Source organism: Stieleria bergensis (assembly GCA_007745635.1).
In the GTDB taxonomy this organism is placed as follows: Bacteria; Planctomycetota; Planctomycetia; order Pirellulales; family Pirellulaceae; genus Stieleria; species Stieleria bergensis.
The window spans coordinates 2,252,370-2,273,957 of sequence record CP036272.1; the positions used below are offsets into that span (position 1 = coordinate 2,252,370).

A 21,588-nucleotide genomic window follows, 5' to 3' on the forward strand; every position below is an offset into this window, starting at 1 on the left:
GCAAACGCAAGGTTTGCAGTTGTTGCAGATTGATTTCGTCGATGAAATTCCGCTTGGCGGCCTGTTTGTAAACGCTGTTCGGGATTTCGTAGGTGTATGGCACGGTCAGCCGCGCCAGGGCAACTCTGCTGCCGAACCAGACCAAGATGGCGGACTCGCCACTTCCCTGCACCGTTACGTGTCCGTGCTCATCGACGGTTGCAATCGCTTCATCGGTGGCAGAAAACTTGGCCCAGTGAGTGACGTCGATGGAACGGCCATCGTCATAATGGGCGCGGACCAGGATTTGCGAGTTGTCGCCCACTGCAAGCATGGATTGATCGGGCGTGACGGAGATGCGTTCGAGTTGTGCATCAGCGGGGTCGGGGCCGGAGGCACCATTAGCGATCCATTGACTAAGGATTTCATAGTCGCGCGAGTCGACACCCAGTCGCACACCGCCCTTGTGAGCGATTGCGCCGGTGGGTTTGGCCAATAGCAGGCTGCGGCCTGGGTCGGCCATTTCAATCCGCCGCCCTCGCGCTGCGCGCGTGATGGACATGAAGTCATGTTGGTTATCGTAACCTCGCAGTGAAAGCCGGAAGCCTCCTTTGCCCGCCAAGGCACCGTGGCAAGCGCCCATGTTGCAGCCCGCTTTGGACATCACGCTCTGCACGTCATGGCTGAAGCTCCAACGCTGAGCCGTCTGATCAAAATTGACCTCAATTGGAATGGTCAGCCTGTTGTTGTTGATCGTGCAAATCAATTCCGTTGATCCATTTTTCAGTGCCGTGACCACGGTACCGCTGACCGATGCGATCGTCGGGTCGGCCACTTTGTAAACACAATCCTTCGAGTCAACGCTGGCTCCGGCCATGCCCTGGGTTCGTTTAACGGCGGTGACTTGTTGAATGCCGCCTTGTCGGTCCAGCTTGATGGTCTCGGGCAGGATGGCCAGCGAGGGATCTTGCGCGCTCGCGGAGGTTACCAGCAAAAACATCATCACTGGGATGGTGGTCACAAAGCTTCGAAAGTCATTACGTTTAGGCGGGTAGCAAGGCAATGCCATGATCGATCGGTGGGGTAAAAGCAAAAGAAGGGGCGCAGGGTCAACGGGGCTGGAGCGCCAATCTTGCATCCGTTGATGCAACTCGGCGAGGCAACATGGCGTTTAGGTGAACAACTCTTTGACTTCGCGTAAGCCAAAGTCGACCAGTGGGAATGGACGGCCGCCTGGACCAGGGATTTCCGCATGCAGATCCAAGCCCAACGAGTGGAAGATTGTTGCGATCAATTCACCAGGTTCGGTGGGCCGATCAGCAGGCACGGCGCCGATGGTATCGCTGGCGCCGATGGCCCGACCGCCCTGCACTCCTCCGCCGGCAAAGGTGGTGCTGAAACATTGCGGCCAGTGATCACGTCCACCGGCTGGATTGACTTTCGGTGTGCGGCCGAATTCGGCCAAGGTACAAACCAGCGTGTCATCCAGCATGCCGCGCTGATCCAGGTCAGAGATCAACGCTGAATAGCCTTGGTCATACATCGGCGCCACGATGTTCTTCATGCCTTCGATGGTCGTGAACGGCTTGCTGCCGTGGATGTCCCAGGTGACTTCATTGAAGACCGTCAAGAAGGTGTTCACGGTGACGAACCTTACTCCGGCTTCGATCAGGCGTCGTGACAGCAGACAACATTGCCCGAAGCGGTTCATGCCGTAACGTTCGCGGACAGCTGTCGGTTCTTTGCTTAGGTCGAATGCTTGCCGGGCTTGTTCGCTGTTCATCAAGCGGTAGGCAGCCTGGAAATTCTGGTCCAGCATCTTCGCGCTTTCGGTTGTTTCCAATTCCTGCATCCGCCCTTCGATCGCTTGACGCATGCGGCGACGACGATCGATGCGAACATCACCCAGCGTTTGCGGTGGCAGCAAGTCAGGGACCTTGAAGTTCGGCTTGCTAGGATCAGCCATCAATGCAAACGGGTCATAGGCTTTGCCAAGGAATCCACCTGCTTGGCCGTTGGGAAGGTTTCCGCCGCCGCGGCCCATGGTTTCAGGCAAAACAACGTGAGCTGGCAAGTCGCTGCGGCGGCCACGCATGTACTGAAGCACTGCACCGGCGTGTGGATAGTTGACGCCGCCGGTGAACTGACGCCCGGTTTGCAGCATTTGCCAGCCTGCGTCATGCACGGCCGCAGCGGTGTGAAAGCAGGAGCGAATGATCGAGAACTTATCCGCGACCTCGGCGCTCTTGGGCAATATTTCCGAAAGCTGAAAATCGCCTTTGGTGGAAATCGGTTGAAACGGACCACGCACCTCGGCAGGGGCGTTCGGTTTCATGTCGAAGGTGTCCAGATGACTGGGGGCACCCAAGTTAAAGATCATGATGCACGAACGTTGGTCTTTATGCGGATCAACCAGTCCGCGTTCAGCCGCCGAGAGATACTGCGGCAACCCCATGCCCAGGGCACCCAGGGTTCCGATTTGCAAAAAGTCTCGGCGCCGAGTGCCACCGCAAGTGTGAGTTTCGCCGCGTCCGGTCAAATTCAACATGGCAATGTTGCAGGATTAGCTTGTCGAAGGACAATAGGAGGGGGGAGTGGCTGGGAAAGCCAAGATGCTTCCGCTCAGCAGGGGGTTCTATTGTAATGTTAGTCGGCAAACTGACCGGCGTGGAATCCAGCATTGCTCCGTTTTTTCACTGCTTTGATCCATCATCAAAACGGAGTGTTCACGTTGTCTGCAAAGAATTTCAACGCGCATGAATTTAACCGTGAGGCGTGGGACCGCATTGCCACCAGCGAGCAGCGCTGGTTCACGCCTGCGACGGATCAGCAGATTGAACAGGCGCGAGCGGGCCAGTTTGCGATACGGCTGACCGCGACCAAGGACATTCCCACCCACTGGATGGATGGGGTGACTGGGAAGAAAGTGCTTGCACTTGGGGGGGGCGGCGGTCATCAAGGTCCAATCTTGGCAGCTGTCGGAGCCGATGTGACCGTGGTCGACCTGAGTGACCAACAGCTAGAAATTGATCGTCAGATGGGCGCGCGTCATGGATTGTCCGTCACCACATTGCAAGCCGATATGACCGATCTGGGGCAGCTGGAATCAGAGAGCTTTGATTGGGTGATCAACCCCTGCTCGGTCAATTTTGTGGCTGACGTGCGCCCCGTTTGGCGTCATGCAGCCAGAGTGCTCAAGCCCGGCGGCGGATTAATCGCAGGAGTGATGCAACCGGTCAATTTTTTGTTCGATGCTGTCAAACGAGATCGTGGCAAGTTGAAAGTCCGCTTTAAAATACCCTACAGTGACTTAGACCTGCCACCAGACGAGCTTCAGGACACCCTGGGCCCGGAACGCCCAATTGACTTTGGTCACTCATTGACGGACTTAGTTGGCGGTCAATTGGACGCTGGTTTGGTTTTGACGGATATAATGGAAGATCAATGGGGCGGCGGCGATGTGCTAAGCGAACACATCGCCACGTTCTTGGTCACTCGCGCCGTCAAGTTATCATCGTGAGTGGATAGCTGCTCCTGTTTCTCTTTTGCACCGGTTGCCTGATGAACCTCAAACACTGCTACGATCGCACATCGCTTTGCGGGACGTCTTGTCTCTTGTTGACCATGATGATGGTGCTGTTGCTCAGCCGTGCCAGCAATGCTGCTGATCCCTATCAGCCGGCACGCGATCGGTTGGTCGAGACCCGTATCAAAACCGCCGGCGTCACCAACATTAAAGTCTTGGACTCCATGCGACGCACCCCGCGACACGAGTTCATGCCGCGTAGCCTGTGGCCACGCGCTTACTATGACATGGCATTGCCGATCGGCGAAGCGCAGACCATTAGCAGCCCCTTTATTGTCGCTTCAATGACCGAAGCGTTGGATCCACAGCCCACCGACAAGGTTTTGGAGATCGGTACCGGCAGTGGGTATCAGGCCGCGGTGCTCAGCCCCCTGGTCAAGGATGTTTACTCGATTGAAATTGTTCGCGAGCTTGGCGAAAAAGCAGCAGCCACTTTGGCCCGGTTGGACTACGGCAACGTGTCAACGCGAATTGGGGATGGTTTCCTGGGATGGCGGGATGCTGCGCCGTTTGACAAAATCATTGTGACCTGCAGCCCAGAATCTGTTCCCCAACCGCTGGTCGATCAGTTGGCCGAAGGCGGAACCATGATCATTCCCGTCGGACAACGTTATCAGCAGACGCTGTTCAAGCTTGTCAAAAAGGACGGGCAGCTGATTCGCGAAGCACTGCGTCCCACTTTGTTTGTGCCGATGACGGGGGCGGCAGAGGATAAACGCAAGGTCTTGCCCGATCCGTCGAATCCTGTGGCTGTCAACGGAGACTTTGAAGTCATGCCGGAAGGTGACGAGGCAAAGTTATTGGAGTTCGTTCCCGGTTGGTATTACGGGCGACAGGTGACCCAGATTGAAGCCTCCGATGCACCGTCTGGAAAACAGTTTGCACGCTTTCAGAATGAAACCCCCGGTCGCAACTCGCACCTCTTGCAAGGCATTGCGATCAATGGCACGGAGGTCTCGCAGTTGCGTTTGAGTGGCTCGGTGCGGACCTCGGAGATTCGTAAAGGCCCGACATCCGATGCGATGCCGTCCATTGCCGTCACGTTCTACGACAGCAAGCGACGTGATCTGGGGACTTATTTTTTGGGCCCCTTTCGCGGCACACGTGGCTGGCGAGAGCAAAGTAAATTGTTGCGCGTCCCCATTACCACCAGCGAAGCTATTTTGCGGGTCGGGCTATTTGGGGCAACGGGGACCGCGGATTTCGATGCGGTCGTGTTAGAGAAAGTTGAGCGATAAGCTGGCTGCTCAATCAGTCGGGTTTAACGGTTGTAGCAACGGTTCGGCCAGCTCGACGACCAGCGAGTCGGTTGCCCCTAAGACTGATTGAAATCCCGCGATTTAGGCGAACCAGTAGACGATCAGCAGTTTGCCGCGGAGGCAAAAATTGGAATCACGGCGCAGAGTGCGGTGAACTCTGGCCTGAGGTAATTGCTCAGCAGATGCAAATGACGCTGGCACCATTTAGCCGGCCTTGATGTTCGATCATCCAGGTCGGCTATTTTTATGTCCACGCCGATGGAGACGACACGGTGGGGGATCTGCCTAGATGAGCCGCTGGGCGTTGGGCCCGGGTTTCTGGGTGCGGCCGTGTTGTGGCCTAACCGTGGCTAATGCCAAAGCGGATAATGGCGACGGTGATGCGTCAGCGCGGCGGCGTTTCGCAGACGCATGCAAACTGCGTCGCAGGGACACGTCCCACAATTACGACCAGTCGATTTTGCCAGCATCAAAGATTGGGCCTTCGACACAGGTGCGTTTGTAATCCCAATTGCCATCGGCTTGTTTGACTTTGGCGACACAGGAAAAGCAAATGCCGATGCCGCAAGCCATCGGAGTTTCCATCGACACTTGGCAATCGACATGGTGCTTTTGGCAGCACTCGGCAACCTTTTCCATCATGATCTCTGGTCCACAGGTCACCACGCGGACCGACGCGGTGTCGCCGATCTCTTGGAGACGTTGTTCCAGGATTGCGGGGACAAGTGCTTGTTGTCCGGCGGAACCATCATCGGTGCATAACTGGACGTCAAAGCCTGCCTGTCGAAAGTCATCGACGCCAGCCAATAGGCCTTCGTTGCGAGCTCCATAAATCAATTCGACGTCCTTGGCCCAACCGTTGGGACGACCAAAGGCCTGAGCGCCGTTTGCTTCACGGCCCAGTAACAGCATGGGCGTTTGCCCAATGCCGCCAACAGCCATGATCAGCCGGTCGCAGGGGCGCGGATCAAAGCCGTTGCCAAGTGGCCCCCAGAGAGATACCGGTGTTCCGACTGGGCTTTGCGAACAGGGTGTGGTGAAGGCGCCTTTTTGAAGGTAGACCAAGTCAACCCAAGTGGGGTCGCCCTGATCGTTGTTGACAATGTCATAGATCGCCAACGCACGGCCAATCAGTGGTGCATTGACGCCAGCCAAACGGATCATCACAAACTGGCCGGGAACGGCTCGGGCTGCGATGGTCGGTGCGGCGACTCGCAAACGATAGGTCGATTGAGCGATCTGTTCATTTTCCACTAACTCCGTTTCCACTTGCTGCATGCCGTCGGCGTAATACGAAGCGTGAAGATTAGAATCACAATCGGCGGTGTTTGGATCGGACATCAGTCGCTCGGTGCAATTGGTTTCGAGAGGACGGTGGAGCTTGACTGGTGAGTCTAGCGCAGCGGGGGCTGCATTGCCACGACGTCACAAGGCTGATGGATAAAGTTACGAGAACATCGTCGATTCGCCAACTCCCTGTTCGGAACAACTTCCTGGTTTGTGACGCACCATCATGGGGGAGAATTGTTTATACTCAGCAGGTGACCGCAGTTTCTCGCCATGGACGTGCCACGGAAATGCTTTCGTGAATCGAATTTCCAGGCATTGAGTGTTCGGCTGTCCCGAGCTTCCATGACGGTTGTGTTCCACGACCTGTGGTCATCCCCTCCCTTGCCCCCCTGCTTTTCCTTCTGATCGAGGCCTGTTTGATGCGCCAAACCAGAATTACTCCGCATCTGCCTTTGTGGCGTTCGTTCATCCTGGTCTTCGCGTTGGCGATCCCCTTCGTTGGGCTGGATACGAACGCGTCTGCTCAGCCGGCAACTGCGGCCACTGTCGACGCGCCGAAGCTGAAGACCTTGAACGATCATTTTCCCTTTGCGGTTCCCGAGACCGTTGATCAGTGGCGTGGGCGAGCTGACGAGTTGCGTTGTCGTGTTCAGGTTGCCACGGGGTTGTGGCCGACGCCGGAGCGAACCACGATTTCACCGGTGATTCATGGCCGGATTGAACGGGATGGTTTTATCGCCGAGCGAGTGTACTTTGAAAGTTTGCCAGGGCACTTTGTAACCGGCATGCTGTTCCGCCCAAGTGCGGACAACAAAGCGGGTTTAGTCGATGGCAAGCGACCCGCTGTGCTCTGCCCGCATGGACACGGCGGTCGGACTCAGCGTTTGAGTGATCAGGCGCTGGAGCAAATGCTCAAGACGGGAGCTGAAAAGTATGAGGAGTCGGGGCGTTACCCCAAGATTGCGCGCTGTGCGCATTTGGCACGACTGGGATGTGTTACCTTCATGTTTGACATGCTGGGTTATGCCGATTCGCAGCAGATTGATTACAAAACGGCTCATCGACATGCTGATCCACGTGCCGAAGAAGCCGCCGATCAAACGCCTTGCTTCTACAGCATGGACGCCGATCTTAAGCTGCAATCCATCATGGGGTTGCAAGTTTGGAACGCGATCCGCTGCCTCGATTTTCTCGCTGACTTGCCTGATGTGGATCGCAATCGCATCGGAGTCACCGGCAGTAGCGGCGGCGGGACGCAAACCATTCTGCTTGGTGCAATGAATCAGGACGTGCTCGGTGGCGTCGTCAAAGTCTCCTTTCCCAACGGCATGGTTTCCACTTCCATGCAAGGTGGATGCTACTGCGAGAACTGCAACTACTTGAGAGTCGATACAGGCAATGTTGAGCTGGCGGCACTGGTGTCCCCGAATCCACAGGGCATGACGGCGGCCAATGACTGGACCAAAGACATGCTGACCGATGGGTTTCCAGAGCTCAAAAAACTGTACACCATGCTGGGCTATCCCGAACGAGTGATGTGCGGGGATGTGTTGCATTTTCCTCACAACTACAACTATGTCACTCGATCAATGATGTATCCCGTGATCTCCAAGCATCTCGGGCTGCCGACTCCTGCCGAAGAAGGCAACTATGAGCCGATCACAGAAGCCGAGATGCAGGTCTGGACCAAAGAACATCCGCAGCCGACCGAGACCGGGCCTCAGCACGAACAACAAGTTTTGAGCTGGTGGACTCAGCAGAACACAGCACAACTCTCCAAAGTGTTACCACTCGCTGAAGGCGATGCAGCAGCACGACGCCAACGAATGAGACAATACGATGACGTCGTGGGCAAGGCTTGGCGTGTGATTTTCGATCGCTCGCTGCCAGCAGCGGATGACATGGAATTAGAGATTGTGGCGCCCTTTGAACCGGATGTTGGTGAGCCAGTTGAACGCTGGCAAATCAAACACAAAGGCTGGAGTACGCAGACGGATGTCGATGTTTTCAATCGATCGAAGGGCCAGCCAAAGCAAATTGTTTTAGCCGTCGGCAAGAACCTAGATGCTTGTCTTGCCGATGTGACAGCGACGGATTCAACGTTGTTAGACCAAGCCGTGATCGCTCAACTGTCGATTGCCTTGGACATGAAGTCACAGCCGCTGATTGATGATTCACGCACGTATTCAGGGTTTACGTTTACGTACAATCGTACCGAAACCGCTAGGCGTTGCAATCACGTGCTGACTGCGATTGGCCAGCTGAAAGCGGTTTATCCTAAGGCGAAAGTGTGTCTCGTTGCCGATCAGGCTGCAGCCCCTGCCGCGATCGCCGCGGCATCGCTGGCAAGCCGTGCGGTTGACCAGCTGATCGTCAGGACCGACGGTGTGCGACTGGGTAACGTCAAGCACTACAGCGATGTGAATTTTGTGCCGGGAGCGGTCAAGTACTTTGACTTGCCGGGTTTGTTGGCTTTGCGAGCACCGGCTGCGACCACTGTGCTTGGTGAGACTCAAGAAAAGCTTCAGATCACCGTCGATGCCTATGGCAGTGTGGGGGCCGAAAAGGCGTTGACGATTAAAAAGTGACGGGGAGAGAAGGTGTCGTGATTGCAGACGCCACATTGCAGGCGCCAGTTTGCCGGGACTGGTCGTCGCTTTGGCTGCATCGATTACGCGATCACTCGTCCGCGATCACTCGTCCGCGATCACTCGTCCTCTGTTGAGCGCTGCGGTGATTTGCGGTTGTCGCCCCTGGCGGGTCAATTGCTCGGCCAAACGCTTGGCTTGCGTTTCGTTTTCGCACCAAGCAAACACCGTCGGGCCCCAGCTGCTTTGGCCAACCCCGGAGCCCACGATCGCTTTGACATCTTGAACCAAAGCCGTGACCGCTTGGCCGTTGTAGGGGCCACCTTGAACGGACTGGTACATCATTCCACTGGTGTGATTGAACGCCTCGATGGCTTCGGCAAAGGAAGCGAAATCCTTGGTTTGCAAGGCGGGCAGAATGCGTTTTTCCGCTATGTGTTGTAGCTCTTGAGCAGCCTGTTGCTGCGTGATGTTTTGGAAGTGTTGGGTTTCCTGTTTTCCGTGAATCACTGGTGCTTGCTGGTGGGGGCGGACCAGCACAATCCGCCATGGGGTGGGGACATCGATCTGCCAGCGGACTTGGTTCAGTGTTTGATTCTCCGCTCGTCCGGTTTGGTTGTCCTGGGCACAGGCCTCGTAAATCATGCCTCCGGTGAAGTATCCGTGAGCACCGATGGCGCTGCGTCGCCCGCGGCCGGCGATTTGATAGGCTAGCGTGCTTTGATCACATTCGATGTCATAAAAACGGGTCAGAGCATCGGCCGCAGCCAGGCTTAATTGTGTGCCACTGCCCAAGCCATGATGGGCGGGTGCCGACTGAAGCACGCGCAACCTAGCCTTGGGCAGCCCCTTCTTATCAAGTTGACTGGCCCCCAGGGCAAAGTGATCGGTCATCCGTTTGCCAATCGCTTGTAGACGCTTGGTGAAGGCCTGTTCGATTTCGAAATCACGCGAGGGGCTCACGCTGACTCGCGTGGTCGGCGATTGGACCATCATGCCCAGCCCACCAAAGGGGGCCTCGGTGCGCAGCAGTCCAAAATGAACGCGCGAGCCGGTTTCAATTTGGATGGAATCGATCATCGAAGTCAATGCAGCCGATTAGGAGTTTGGCAATTCAGGTTGCTGTTCTAGGCGTCGTTCGATCTCTAATCGGATTTGATCAAAGGCCGCGCGCTCAGACTCGCCAGCCGTCTTTTCAATCAATGGCATGAGTGCGGCGACTTGAGCGCGAAGGTGTGCCGGAGCAATCAGGTGCGTGCGTGTTGCCAAAATCGCGGCTTCAATCACTGCATGCTTGGCTCGATTGAGGCCAAACATCGGCAGCTCGATTCCCGACGCAAGGACTTGGCAGGGCATTTGGTATTTGGGACCCTCGGGAGTGATCGATTGGATCTCAACGGCAAACCACTGGTGGCAATGTTTGAGCGGTCGGAAGCCATCGTGTTGAATCTGTCGGACCATGTGCTCGGGATGTTCGATTTGATCGAGCACCGCATCGGCAAACAACTGAACGTCGTCGGTGACATGGATGGTTGCTCGACGTGATTGCAGTAAGTTATCGCAGGTTCGCGAGCCTGCGAAGGGACGCAGCACAAAGCCTGGGTCGCGCGGTAAACCTTCAGTCAGTGCACCCTCACCAGAGCCCGTTGACAGCACTTCGGGCTGGTTGACCCAGGGACCCATCGGGGCAATGTTGACGTCGCCGCTTGGCGAGACGGTCGTAACAATGGATTCAAGAATCACAGCAGCGGTGGGGCCAAGGAGGGATGGGAGTGACGGGCGGCCGAGCGAGGTCGGCTGCGTGACATGGTGGTTGTTTCAGCGGTCAAAAGCTTGGGCCGCCGGTTGGGATTCACTTTTGCACAAGGGAAACAAAGTTGTCAATGATCTGCTGTCCAGCGGCGGTCAGGACTGATTCAGGGTGAAACTGTAGGCCAAAGAGCGGCCGCGAGGTATGGCGCAGGGCCATCACGGTTTGATCGGATTGGCAGCGCGCGGTGACGACCAGGTCATCGGGCAGCGAGTCTGGGGTGACGACCAGTGAATGGTAGCGAGCGACCGGCATCGGGTTGGGGCAATTGTTAAACAAGTCTTGCCCATCGTGCTCGATTTCGCTGCTGAGGCCGTGGTGAGGCGTGCCGGCGACAATCCGAGCCTGGAAGGCTGCGGCGATGGCTTGGTGGCCAAGGCATACCCCAAGGATTGGTAGGTCGCTTGGCGCCTGCTGAATCAGATCCACACAACAACCGGCTCGATCCGGGCCGTAGGGGCCTGGAGACAGCACAACCGCAGTCGGATTGAGCTCCAAAGCCTCCTTGGCACCAATTTTGTCGCTTCGGATCACCCGTGTTTGGCTGCCAGAGCGGCGGAAATACCGAGCTAAGTTATGAACAAAGGAATCTTGATTGTCTAAGACAAGAATCATAGGGTCTGTACCCTTGCGGATTGATGGGGCGTGGGGATAATTCGCCAGCAAGCGTTGATTCCCGAATTACATCTTACCCCAAGGTACCTGATCATGGCATTGGTTCCTCTTCGCGTTGTGCTCGACCACGCTGCTGAAAACGACTACGGCGTTGCGGCATTTAACGTCAATAATATGGAACAAATCCAGGCCATCATGGAGGCCGCCCAAGAGACCGATTCGCCGGTCATCATTCAGGCCTCTCGAGGGGCTCGGGCGTACACGCAAGACAATTTCTTGCGTCACCTGATGATCGCTGCGACTGAGCTGTATCCGCACATTCCGATCGTGATGCACCAGGATCACGGCAATAGCCCTGAAACCTGCAAATCTGCAATCGATAACGGTTTCACCAGCGTCATGATGGACGGTTCGCTGGAAGAAGACGGCAAAACGCCGGCTGACTTTGAGTACAACGTCCGCGTGACCAAAGAAGTGGTCGATCTGGCTCACGCCCGAAACGTTGGCGTTGAAGGCGAATTGGGATGCCTTGGATCGCTGGAAAGCGGTGGCGGAGAACAAGAAGATGGCCACGGTGCCGTCGGCGAACTCAGCCGTGACCAGTTGCTGACCGATCCCGATGAAGCCGCTGAATTCGTCGAGAAAACCGGCGTCGACGCTCTGGCCGTCGCCATCGGTACCAGCCACGGTGCTTACAAGTTCACCAGCAAGCCAACCGGCGAAGTCCTGGCGATGTCTCGCATCGAAGAAATTCACGCCAAACTGCCAAACACTCACTTGGTCATGCACGGCAGCAGCAGCGTTCCGCAAGAACTGCAAGACATCATCAATCAGTTTGGTGGTGAAATGAAGCAGACTTACGGCGTGCCCGTCGAAGAAATCCAACGCGGTATCAAGAGCGGTGTTCGTAAGATCAACGTCGACACCGACTGCCGCATGGCGATCACCGGTGCGATCCGTAAGGTCTTGACCGAAGACCCCTCTGCCTTCGACCCGCGTGCTTACTTGAAGCCAGCACGTACTGCGATGAAAGAAGTTTGCATCGCTCGCATGACTGCCTTTGGACAAGCCGGAAACGGTTCTAAATTGGCAGCCAAGCTCTAAGGCATTCTTAGCCGGTGAAAGTGAAAAAGCCGCCCTCAGGGCGGCTTTTTTAATGTCTAAAGCGAAGGGCACGTCCGCGGTGCGGAGACACGTCCGGCGGGCAAGCTGCGTTTTTTTCAGCCGTAACCGATCATCAGCAGCGGGAATGACTGCGGCGTAAGCACTGGCTGGTGCAGCCAGTGCTGCGTCCCATTAAAAGCGGCGGGCTCAATCGCCACCGATGATAGAGCCGCCCTCTTTCTCTTTGGGCAAGAAAGTGAACTTGCTGGTCGGTGTCTTGCGGTCGGTGCGTTTTGCGGCTGAAGCGCCTTTGCCAGAGCCTTTGCCTTTGGCTGGGCCTCTAGCTGGCCCTTTGCCTTTGGATGGTTTGCCACCGCTGTGCCCAGCGCGTTTTCCGGTGACCTTGCTGGTCTTTTTCTTGGTGCCTTTGTAGCGACGCGGTGGCGCGTCGTCCTCGACCTCTTGTTGACTGAACTCGACGGCTTTGCGCAACCGTTGGACTTCCTGCTTGGTCAGAGCCCGGTAGGCGCCCGTTGGCAGATCGCCTAGTCGCAGCGGGCCAATCGCGATCCGACGTAGCACTTGAACTTTGTGCCCTAGCCTGGCCAGGATGCGGCGGATCTCACGGTTCTTGCCTTCTCGCAGCGTGATCTCGAGTTCGGTCGCTTTGCCTCGAGCCTTCAAAATGCGAGCGCCTTCGACTTTGACAAAGCCTTCGGCAATGTAAATCCCTTTGCGCATGCTACGCATTGTTTCGCCGTCGATCTTACCGGCGACGGTCACGCGATAGACTTTTCGGACGCCGTACTTAGGGTGCGATAATTGCTGTGCCAGTTCGCCATCATTGGTCAAGAGCATCAGCCCTTGGCTGCTTTGATCCAGGCGTCCGACGGGATAGACGCGTTCGCTTTTGGGGACGAAGTCAATGACTCGATCACGACCACGAGGATCCGAATTGGTGCTCAGAACGCCGGTCGGTTTATTGACGGCGTAATAGACCAATTTTTGCTGTTTCAGCGGCACACCATCGACAATGATTTTGTCTTTGGTTGGATCGACAACAGTTCCCAGCGTCGACACGATTTCACCGTTGACGTCGACGCGTCCTTCTTCGATCAAGTCCTCGCATTGTCGCCGGCTGCCGAATCCTGCGGCGGCCAGCAGGCGTTGCAATCGCTGTGGGCCGTCACGGTCACTTTTCTTGATGTTGGCCTTTTTCTTGGCAGCTTTCTTTTTCGTCGCTTTCTTCTTTACCGCTGGGCTGCCTTCCGATGCGACGCGTCCGGTGGACTTCTTTGCCGATCGGGGGCCTGAATTTCGGGGGCCTGCAGATCGAGACGATTTGGACTGTCGTTTAGGCGACATGGTGATTCGCTGGATAAAGGTGGTTCGGCGTTCCGGTTCGCTGGACTGTAACAAGCCAACGCGAGAATTCTGGGCAGGAGACGCAATCGAAACGACAGAGGAGTCGTTTGGAGAACAAACATCGCTGCCCTGGAGCGGATTTTCGCCACCGATCAGCCTAGCAAGTCGCCACCAAAGTGACAGGTGGTTTACAGCAAATGCTTGGCTTTGACCTGCAAATACTGATTCACCAGCGGCGCGGTCAATTCATCTGGAAAGGTATCAACCAGCAGGACGCCGTTGTGGTGCAGATCGTTGAGCAACTGGTTGCGCCACAACAGAATGTCCGACGCTACCGCGGCGCGATACATGTTCATCGGGTCGCCCTGCGGGTTGTCAGCGGCTTCGAAAATCGACCGATCACGCATCAACACGCCCATCGGTAAATGCTGTCCATTGATGTTTCGCAAGTAATCCGACACCGCTAACGCATTGACTTCGTCAATCACATTCGTCGCCAGCACAACCAGTGAGCGACGTTTGCAGCGGTTGCGCAGATGCAAGAAAGCTTGATCGTAGCGAGATTCCACCATCCGAGGAAACTGGTCAAAGCTGGCGTGGATCAAGCGATTCATCTGGCTGCGACCACCGCGAGGTGGAATGAACGCGTGCACGCGATCGGAAAAACAAACCATGCCGACCGAGTCGCCTTGGTGCAATGCCACATAGGCCATCATCAACGCTGAATTCAACGCGTGATCGAGCAGCGTGTAGCCATCGCGTTTGTTGGTCATCATGCGTCCGCAGTCCAACATGAAGATCACACGCTGGCTCTGGTCGCTTTGAAACTGACGGACTGTCAGCTTGTTTCGACGCGCTGTGCTACGCCAATCGATGTGTTTGAACTGATCATCCCGGCTGTAATCACGGAGCCGTTCAAAGTCGCTGTCCTGGCCGATTCGTCGAGTTCTACGCACGCCGATCAAGCTAAGTCGGTTCGTGCGAGCCAACAGAGCGTAGTCGGACAACTGTTTCATGTTCGGGTAAACGTTGATCGGTGCCGGCTGGGGGAAGTCGCGAAAGCGGACCCACATCCGCAGCGGGCTGGCGAATCGCATCGACACCGTTTCCAGCTGGAACGCGCCCCGCTGAGTCGGCTTCAGACGCCGCTGGTACGTCGCTCGCGCACCCACCGGTAAATCCATTCGGTGTTCGTTCGGTTGGCTCTCAAAGCTCTCGGGGACATCGTCGCGCACTTCTCCCACCAGCCGAATCGAGCTGCGGTTTTCGACCATCAGCGTGCTGTCCATCGGGACGCCTTGTGAGGACGTCTTGGAGATTTCACGATGAACTTCAATTCCACGGTTGGTCGACAGGTAGACGGCTAAGAAGTCTAAGTTGGCAAAGATCAAGAACAGCCAGTCCAGCACCAGAACGGCACCCGCCCAAGCGGGAGCAAGCAAAATCGCCATGACGGACAGCACCAGGGCAACGCCAAACGAAATCACCCAGAAAACGCTGGGGAACGTTCTGAAGAAACGAGCCGCAACGATCAGCGGCAAAAAGAACAGCCCGAGCAATAGCCAGGGGAGCAGTGTGATCAGCTCGAATTGGTTTTCGGCGAGGTTTTGCACGGAGTCATTCATGCACTCCATGGTAACGTGAACCCAACCCAATGTCGCCTGTGAGCCAGTGATCTGGCCGTCAATGCAGCAAGAATCTGGCAGTCAGCAGCGGATTCACAATGGCTGCATTGCAGTGCAGAGGGCTGCGCAACACAGTGCTAGAAGCGCGCAAGACAAGCCAGCACAGGGATCACACCTGAGCTGGCGGTTCAGAACCGACTGTTCGGAAACCGGCAGTGCACCGTTCCAGCCACTTCCTAGCGTTTGAACCGGTGACGCATGATCCACCAGCCAGGAAGTGATGCGATGAACTCAGCGGGCGCATGGGAACGGCCGCACTGATGGGAACGCTCTGCGCTTGAACGCCAATCCGATTCGGACCAGCGTGTGGCGCAGGCGAGCAACAAGCAGTGCAGGCAGTAAAGCAGTGCGACCCTAGGACAAGCAGCAGGCCGTGGTGGCCTACAGAATGCCGCCGTGAGTTCGGATGGGTGTCAAGTGACTGGGTTGATCCATCAACCAGAATCGTTCCCACTCATCGACAAACGCTCGCAAGTCTTCCGATGTATACAGCAATTGCTGGATTCGGCGTTCCGGCTTGGGTGAGTAAAGTGGAACGAAGCAGCCAACGGTGCTGGAGATGCAGGCAGTCAGGAATGCGATCTGAAGCAGACGACGCATAAGACGTTCCTCCGTGAACGTATCTAATTGCAGCCTTGCCGAGCAGGACACAGGTCAGTCGTCCCAGTTCCCGGAAAGGTTTTGAATGGTGGATTGGATCGAGTTTGGGTTCGCGTCAACGTTGGGCTCCGTGGAGGTTCCTTCGTTTTCGCCGTGGTCTTGATGTCCGTCAAAGTCCAGATCCTGAACCTTTTCTTCCATCAGCTTACCTGGTTTGAAGGTGACCACCTGTTTGGCAGGGACGGGCACGACTTCATTGGTAAGCGGGTTTCTAGCCCGGCGGGCCGCCCGGCGTTTGACTTCAAAAATCCCAAAGTTGCGTAGTTCGATTCGACCATCACGAGCCAAGGCTTCAATGATCAAGTCAAGCGTCCGCTGAACGATTTCCTTGGTCTGTTGTTGTGTCAGATCCAATTCGTCGGAAATCGTTCGGACAATGTCCTTCTTGGTCACTCCAGGCTCTCGTTTGCTCACCATTTTTCCTGCAAATCAGAGGGAGGTTGTGGCGGAACATTCCGCTGTAAACCCTTGACTTCGCTGTACTTAACGGTGGCAACATAGAGTCGTGAAGGTTGGTCGTCAAGCGGCCAACCAGGCTGAGTGAACCAGTGATCTGTCGATCAAATGGAACTTACACGTGGAAATCTTCGGCGTTTACAGGTCCTACACTTGAGATATTCCAAAAAACCAGAAAAGTTTTTGCGACTGCGCCACGTGGACCCCTGCTAAACGCCCGCAAAAGGCGTTATCGACGCGGCCTCATCAACAGCCAATGAGCAACCGAAGTCGCCGCTCCGTTCCAGCTGGCCGGGCCAGTCAGCGCCGCATCTAGCGCCTCATCCAGGTAGCGCCACATCCAGCGACGATGCGATGCCAGTGCAACTTCAAGCGGTGGGGCCCAGTGGACTCGCCCGAGGAGGGTGGCACAGACGCGCCAGCCGGCAGTCACACTGGCTCAAGAAGCGGCAATTGCGCTGGCTATTTGGCTCCCCCTTCGCCGTTGCCAGCTTCTGAGTGAGAATTTTCTTGGGCTGTCTGTTAAAGCGACCGAGCAAGCGTTAAATTGCCGCCATGACTCCGATGATGAAGCAATACCATGAAGCAAAAGCAGCCTGTGGTGACGCACTGCTGTTGTTTCGCATGGGCGATTTTTACGAACTGTTTTTAGACGACGCCAAGAACGCTGCGCGCGTTCTCGGTCTGACGCTGACCAGTCGCGACAAGGATAGTGACAATCCAACCGCCATGGCTGGGTTTCCGTACCACCAACTGGATAACTACCTGTGTAAGTTAATCCAGGCTGGCTTTCGCGCCGCGGTTTGCGAGCAGGTCGAAGATCCCAAGCAAGCCAAGGGGCTGGTCAAACGCGAAATCACGCGCGTCGTCAGCGCCGGCACGTTGACCGATGAAGGCTTGTTGGATCCTCGCGAAGCAAACTACGTCGCCGCGGTGCTGGTCCAGCCCGGCGGCAAAAACGAGGATGCGGTCGCGGGCATCGCCTGGGCGGAGCTTTCCAGCGGCCGATTTTGCGCCGGCACCTTTCCAGTGGCTCGCATCGAGGACGAACTGGCTCGCATTGGACCTGCGGAGGTGCTTTACCGCGATGACGATGCGTCGTTTTCCCCGGATACCACTGCTCCCTGGTCCTGGACCGCTCGGCCGACGTGGAGTTTCGCCAAAGACGCCGGTCACGAGACACTCTGCAAGCAGTTTGCAGTCGGATCGCTGGAAGGCTTTGGATTTCGTGATGATGATGTGGCAGCCGTGCGAGCTGCGGCCGGCGTGCTGAGTTATCTTCAGGAAACACAGCCCGGTGGACTGGAGCACTTTCGTGCCATCTCAGCGCATCATCGCAGTGGCGTGATGGAGATTGATGCCAGCACGCGGCGCAGTCTGGAAATCACGCAAACCTTGCGCACCGCTTCACGCGAGGGATCCCTGGTCGATGTCATTGATATGACGTGCACCGCAGCGGGATCGCGCCTGTTGGCCGATTGGATCGCAGCCCCGTTGATTGAGATCCCACGCATTGAAGCGCGGCACGATGTTGTCACTGAATTTGTCAACGACAACATGCTGCGTCACAATTTGCGCACCCTGCTGAAAAAGACATTTGATGTCACCCGTCTGTTGGCCCGCGTTGCCACGGGCAGGACCGGACCGCGAGATCTGCAGCAGATCGAACGCACCTTGAAGGGGCTTCCTGAGATCAAGCAGATGCTGGCCGAGCGTGCGCCTAAACGCTTGCGACACTTGGAATCTCATTTGCACCTCTGCCCCGAACTGGCTGAGCGGCTGCATGCTGCGCTCGCTGACGAATGTCCGCTGAATGCCTCCGATGGTCATTTCGTGCGGCAAGGCTACGACAGTGATCTGGACGCGTTACGTGAGCTTGCTGCCGGTGGGAAGCAGTGGATTCTGAACTACCAGCAACAGCAGATGGAGCAGACCGGAATCCCGAACTTAAAAGTCGGATTCAATAAGGTCTTTGGCTACTATCTGGAAGTCACCAATGCGCACAAAGAAAAAGTGCCAGAGGGCTTCATTCGCAAGCAAACACTCAAGAACTGTGAACGCTATATCACTGCGGACTTGAAAGAGTACGAAGAGAAAGTGCTGGCCGCGGACGACAAGGCCGATCAACGTGAGCAAGAGATTTTTGTTCAGTTGCGTGAACTGGCGCGATCGTATTTAAAGACGCTACAGGAAATTGCTGAAGCGATGGCGGAGCTGGATGTGCTGTGCGCGCTGGCAGAACTTGCCGCGCAGCGGAGTTGGGTGCGTCCTCAGATGACCGATGATTCGGTGTTAACGATCCAGGCCGGCCGGCACCCGGTGCTCGATATCACCATGCCGCAGGGAGAGTTTGTTCCCAACGATTGCACACACAATCCAGAAGCCGGCATGATTTTGCTGATCACCGGTCCCAACATGTCTGGTAAAAGCACTTACATTCGCCAAGTTGCATTGATCACCATTCTGGCTCAGGCCGGTGCCTTTGTTCCTGCCAGTGAAGCGGTGATTGGGATTGCTGATCGGGTGTTCGCGCGAGTCGGTGCCAGCGATGAACTGAATCGGGGGCAGAGCACGTTCATGGTGGAGATGGTCGAAACGGCTCGCATTCTCAATACGGCAACGCCGCGTTCGTTGGTGATTCTCGACGAGATTGGTCGGGGCACCAGTACGTACGATGGTTTGTCCTTGGCCTGGGCGATCACTGAGCATCTGCACGAGCAGATTGGTTGCCGCACGATGTTTGCCACGCACTATCACGAATTGACTCAGCTGGAAGACTCGCTGCCACAGGTCGCCAACTTGAGTGTGGCGGTCAAGGAGTGGATGGATGAAGTCGTGTTCTTGCACCGGATTGTGCCAGGCGGCGCAGACAAGAGTTACGGCATTCATGTCGCGCGTCTTGCGGGCGTCCCAGCTGCCGTCAACGAGCGCGCCAAGCAGGTGCTGGCGCAGTTGGAATCCGATCCATTTAGTGGGCCGGGACTCACGCGGATTGATGCTGCTCAGTCCACTGTGCCAGCTCAGGCGGCTGGCAACTATCAGCTGACCCTGTTTGGCTTTTCAGATCATCCGGTACTCAGCCAGATCCAGGAAGTTGATCTCGACAGCATCACTCCCCTGGATGCCGTGCAATTCTTGTTGCAAGCTCAGAAGCAACTGCGCGAAAACCCCGCCGTCGAGTAGCTGGCGCTGCGCCAGCGAGCGATTGGAATCGGTGTATACTGTCTGCTTCTCCGCTTCCCTTCCCTGCTCTTTTGATGTGGTTGCTTCGATGCAAATACGTTCTTTGATCGCACTCTGGATGTGCGTTGTGTTTTCGAACTGTCTGTTCGCTCAGGATCGCCCCAACATTCTTTGGTTGACTTGTGAAGACAACAACGTCAACTGGGTGGGATGTTATGGCAATCCTCACGCAGACACGCCCAACATTGATGCGTTGGCCGGTGAAGGCTTCCAGTACATGAACTGCTACGCCAATGCACCCGTTTGCGCTCCTTCGCGAAGCACTTGGATCACCGGCGTGCATGCGTTGTCGATGGGCACTCATCCGATGCGCAGCCGATATCCGATTCCTCATGATCGGATTCGTTATTACCCCGACCTTCTGAAAGATGCCGGTTACTATGTCGGTAACGCGCGCAAGACCGATTACAACATCGGCGGCCGTGGCGATGGTGAAGCTTGGGATACCAACAAAGTTGACTTTGGGAAGTTAAAGCAAAAGCAACCCTTCTTCATGGTGATCAACAGCACCAAGTCGCATGAATCAAAAGCATTCGGCGACGTCAATCGCTCACAGCACGATCCCAAGAACGTTCGCCTAGCCAAGTATCATCCCGACATTCCCGGGATTCGCAATAACTATGCTCATTACCATGATCAAGTCAAGAAAATGGACGCCGACATCGGCGACGCCCTGAAAAAGTTGGAAGACGCTGGCTTGGCTGAAAACACCATCGTGGTTCACAACTCCGATCATGGCGGAGTGATCGCGCGGAGCAAACGCTTTTTGTTCAATAGCGGAACTCACTGCCCTCTGATTGTGCGCATTCCTGCAAAGTACAAACACCTGCGTCCTGCTGAACCGGGAAGCAAAATCGAAGACATGGTCAGCTTCATTGACATGACCAAAACCTGGTTGGACCTCTGCGGTGCGGAAACACCTGACTACTTACAAGGCCGCGTGTTTCTCGGTCCCCACAAGGAATCTCGTCAGTATCACGTCTCCTTTCGCTCCCGGATGGACGAACGCTGTGATAACGTGCGTGCCATTCGTGACAAGCGATTTCTGTACATCCGCAACTACATGCCCTACGCGCCTTGGGGCCAGCATCTTAATTACCTCTGGAAAATGGAAGCCACCAAGGCATGGCAGCGGTACCACGACGAAGGGAAAACCGATGCCGTCACCGGACGCTTCTTTGGCACCAAGCCCATGGAAGAACTGTATGACGCCACGGTCGATCCTGACAATGTCAACAATCTGATTGATGATCCGCAGTACGCTGCCGACATCAAGCGGCTGCGCACTGAACTTGATCAGTGGCAGATTCGCCACTATGACGCCGGCTTACTGCCCGAAAGTGAGATTGTTCGCATGAGTGAGCAGGCGGGGAAAACGATCTTCGATGTCGTTCGAGATCCAGCACTCTACGACGTTGAATTGTTGCTCGCGGCATCACGTCGCGCGATGCAGCAAGATCCTGGCCAGTTGCCCGCTCTGTACAAGGATTTAACGCACGACGACGCTGGCGTGCGATACTGGGCAACCGTAGGCTGTTTCTATCTTCAGGGTGAAGCGGATCTCGACATGGACTTGATTCGCAAGCAGTTGAAAGACGCGTCACACCATGTTCGCGTGATGGCTGCTTGGATCCTGTATCGTGCCGGGGACAAGGACAGTGCGGCAGAGTGCTGGAACGACTTGCTTTCCAACGACTCCTATGCCTCGCTCAAGATCCTTAATGTCATCGACTGGATCGGTGACGGGACCGAGCCCTACGCGGAGGCCATTCGCAGCTGCAAGTTCAGCCACGGCGGCTATGTGGGACGGATGCAGGAGTACATGAACCTGCAGCCCAAGAAGTAAGTAACTTCGTCGGGAGCGTGCTTTGTCGGGTGCTGTGCTTGCACGCACCATTTGCTTCGTCGGGAGCCGTGGTTGCACGCACCACATGCTTCGCACCCGACC

15 protein-coding genes and 1 pseudogene are annotated in these 21,588 nt (G+C 56.0%); 6 read left to right on the forward strand and 10 right to left on the reverse strand.

The annotated features are described in order from the left end of the window. Together SV7mr_RS25175 and SV7mr_RS07595 are read right to left on the reverse strand one after the other, a co-directional pair. Positions 1 to 1,048: pseudogene (locus tag SV7mr_RS25175) on the reverse strand (S-layer protein); the annotation flags it as partial. A gap of 102 nt (positions 1,049 to 1,150) precedes the next feature. Next, positions 1,151 to 2,527: a DUF1501 domain-containing protein gene (locus SV7mr_RS07595; protein ID WP_145270705.1), complete on the reverse strand. Its 1,377-nt coding sequence runs from the start codon at positions 2,525 to 2,527 to the stop codon at positions 1,151 to 1,153. A gap of 183 nt (positions 2,528 to 2,710) precedes the next feature. On the opposite strand from SV7mr_RS07595, the gene SV7mr_RS07600 reads away from it, so the two are divergent. After that, a complete protein-coding gene (locus SV7mr_RS07600; RefSeq protein ID WP_145270708.1) occupies positions 2,711 to 3,499 on the forward strand; it encodes a class I SAM-dependent methyltransferase in 789 nt (262 codons plus the stop codon). Between the two features lie 104 nt (positions 3,500 to 3,603). Further along, positions 3,604 to 4,803, forward strand: coding sequence for a protein-L-isoaspartate(D-aspartate) O-methyltransferase (locus SV7mr_RS07605; protein WP_419188456.1), 1,200 nt, complete (start codon positions 3,604 to 3,606; stop codon positions 4,801 to 4,803). 465 nt (positions 4,804 to 5,268) lie between these two features. Here the strand turns inward: SV7mr_RS07605 and SV7mr_RS07610 are convergent, their stop codons facing one another. Further along, complete coding sequence (locus SV7mr_RS07610) at positions 5,269 to 6,165, reverse strand: dihydroorotate dehydrogenase electron transfer subunit (protein WP_145270711.1); 897 nt, start codon at positions 6,163 to 6,165, stop codon at positions 5,269 to 5,271. A 368-nt stretch (positions 6,166 to 6,533) separates the two neighbouring features. Here SV7mr_RS07610 and SV7mr_RS07615 point away from each other — a divergent pair, with 368 nt between their 5' ends. Next, positions 6,534 to 8,702 (forward strand): dienelactone hydrolase family protein, encoded by a 2,169-nt coding sequence (locus tag SV7mr_RS07615; protein WP_145270713.1) that lies wholly within the window; start codon positions 6,534 to 6,536, stop codon positions 8,700 to 8,702. A gap of 105 nt (positions 8,703 to 8,807) precedes the next feature. On the opposite strand, the gene SV7mr_RS07620 is transcribed toward SV7mr_RS07615, so the two are convergent. The 3 genes from SV7mr_RS07620 to SV7mr_RS07630 form a co-directional block, all read right to left on the reverse strand. Then, entirely contained in the window at positions 8,808 to 9,782 is a 975-nt protein-coding gene (locus tag SV7mr_RS07620) for a GHMP family kinase ATP-binding protein (RefSeq protein ID WP_145270715.1), read from the reverse strand. An 18-nt stretch (positions 9,783 to 9,800) separates the two neighbouring features. Then, positions 9,801 to 10,445 (reverse strand): DUF447 domain-containing protein, encoded by a 645-nt coding sequence (locus SV7mr_RS07625; protein WP_145270717.1) that lies wholly within the window; start codon positions 10,443 to 10,445, stop codon positions 9,801 to 9,803. Positions 10,446 to 10,554: 109 nt separating this feature from the next. Further along, entirely contained in the window at positions 10,555 to 11,127 is a 573-nt protein-coding gene (locus SV7mr_RS07630) for an anthranilate synthase component II (RefSeq protein ID WP_145270719.1), read from the reverse strand. 93 nt (positions 11,128 to 11,220) lie between these two features. On the opposite strand from SV7mr_RS07630, the gene fba reads away from it, so the two are divergent. Beyond that, positions 11,221 to 12,231, forward strand: coding sequence for a class II fructose-bisphosphate aldolase (gene fba / locus SV7mr_RS07635; protein ID WP_145270721.1), 1,011 nt, complete (start codon positions 11,221 to 11,223; stop codon positions 12,229 to 12,231). Positions 12,232 to 12,438: 207 nt separating this feature from the next. Here the strand turns inward: fba and SV7mr_RS07640 are convergent, their stop codons facing one another. The 4 genes from SV7mr_RS07640 to SV7mr_RS07655 form a co-directional block, all read right to left on the reverse strand. Next, positions 12,439 to 13,596, reverse strand: a complete 1,158-nt coding sequence (locus SV7mr_RS07640) for a pseudouridine synthase (RefSeq protein ID WP_145270723.1) — start codon at positions 13,594 to 13,596, stop codon at positions 12,439 to 12,441. 188 nt (positions 13,597 to 13,784) lie between these two features. After that, a complete protein-coding gene (locus SV7mr_RS07645) occupies positions 13,785 to 15,221 on the reverse strand; it encodes a DUF58 domain-containing protein (RefSeq protein WP_145270725.1) in 1,437 nt (478 codons plus the stop codon). A 441-nt stretch (positions 15,222 to 15,662) separates the two neighbouring features. Beyond that, positions 15,663 to 15,881 carry a hypothetical protein gene (locus tag SV7mr_RS07650; RefSeq protein WP_145270728.1) on the reverse strand — a complete coding sequence of 73 codons (219 nt, stop codon included), beginning with the start codon at positions 15,879 to 15,881 and terminating at the stop codon, positions 15,663 to 15,665. Between the two features lie 54 nt (positions 15,882 to 15,935). After that, positions 15,936 to 16,358: an HU family DNA-binding protein gene (locus SV7mr_RS07655; RefSeq protein ID WP_473163680.1), complete on the reverse strand. Its 423-nt coding sequence runs from the start codon at positions 16,356 to 16,358 to the stop codon at positions 15,936 to 15,938. A 594-nt stretch (positions 16,359 to 16,952) separates the two neighbouring features. Here SV7mr_RS07655 and mutS point away from each other — a divergent pair. Both mutS and SV7mr_RS07665 read left to right on the forward strand, forming a co-directional pair. Beyond that, positions 16,953 to 19,580, forward strand: a complete 2,628-nt coding sequence (gene mutS / locus SV7mr_RS07660) for a DNA mismatch repair protein MutS (protein ID WP_145270730.1) — start codon at positions 16,953 to 16,955, stop codon at positions 19,578 to 19,580. A gap of 88 nt (positions 19,581 to 19,668) precedes the next feature. Further along, a complete protein-coding gene (locus SV7mr_RS07665; protein ID WP_145270732.1) occupies positions 19,669 to 21,486 on the forward strand; it encodes a sulfatase family protein in 1,818 nt (605 codons plus the stop codon). The last annotated feature ends 102 nt before the right edge of the window (positions 21,487 to 21,588 follow it).

What these genes read in the sequence shown, in the direction of transcription:
- mutS (WP_145270730.1), top strand. Translation starts at nt 16,953, where the DNA reads ATGACTCCGATGATGAAGCAATACCATGAAGCAAAAGCAGCCTGTGGT.
- SV7mr_RS07595 (WP_145270705.1), bottom strand. Translation starts at nt 2,527, where the DNA reads ATGTTGAATTTGACCGGACGCGGCGAAACTCACACTTGCGGTGGCACT.
- SV7mr_RS07615 (WP_145270713.1), top strand. Translation starts at nt 6,534, where the DNA reads ATGCGCCAAACCAGAATTACTCCGCATCTGCCTTTGTGGCGTTCGTTC.
- SV7mr_RS07610 (WP_145270711.1), bottom strand. Translation starts at nt 6,165, where the DNA reads ATGTCCGATCCAAACACCGCCGATTGTGATTCTAATCTTCACGCTTCG.
- SV7mr_RS07630 (WP_145270719.1), bottom strand. Translation starts at nt 11,127, where the DNA reads ATGATTCTTGTCTTAGACAATCAAGATTCCTTTGTTCATAACTTAGCT.
- SV7mr_RS07640 (WP_145270723.1), bottom strand. Translation starts at nt 13,596, where the DNA reads ATGTCGCCTAAACGACAGTCCAAATCGTCTCGATCTGCAGGCCCCCGA.
- SV7mr_RS07655 (WP_473163680.1), bottom strand. Translation starts at nt 16,358, where the DNA reads ATGGTGAGCAAACGAGAGCCTGGAGTGACCAAGAAGGACATTGTCCGA.
- SV7mr_RS07620 (WP_145270715.1), bottom strand. Translation starts at nt 9,782, where the DNA reads ATGATCGATTCCATCCAAATTGAAACCGGCTCGCGCGTTCATTTTGGA.
- SV7mr_RS07645 (WP_145270725.1), bottom strand. Translation starts at nt 15,221, where the DNA reads ATGAATGACTCCGTGCAAAACCTCGCCGAAAACCAATTCGAGCTGATC.
- fba (WP_145270721.1), top strand. Translation starts at nt 11,221, where the DNA reads ATGGCATTGGTTCCTCTTCGCGTTGTGCTCGACCACGCTGCTGAAAAC.
- SV7mr_RS07650 (WP_145270728.1), bottom strand. Translation starts at nt 15,881, where the DNA reads ATGCGTCGTCTGCTTCAGATCGCATTCCTGACTGCCTGCATCTCCAGC.
- SV7mr_RS07605 (WP_419188456.1), top strand. Translation starts at nt 3,604, where the DNA reads ATGATGATGGTGCTGTTGCTCAGCCGTGCCAGCAATGCTGCTGATCCC.
- SV7mr_RS07665 (WP_145270732.1), top strand. Translation starts at nt 19,669, where the DNA reads ATGCAAATACGTTCTTTGATCGCACTCTGGATGTGCGTTGTGTTTTCG.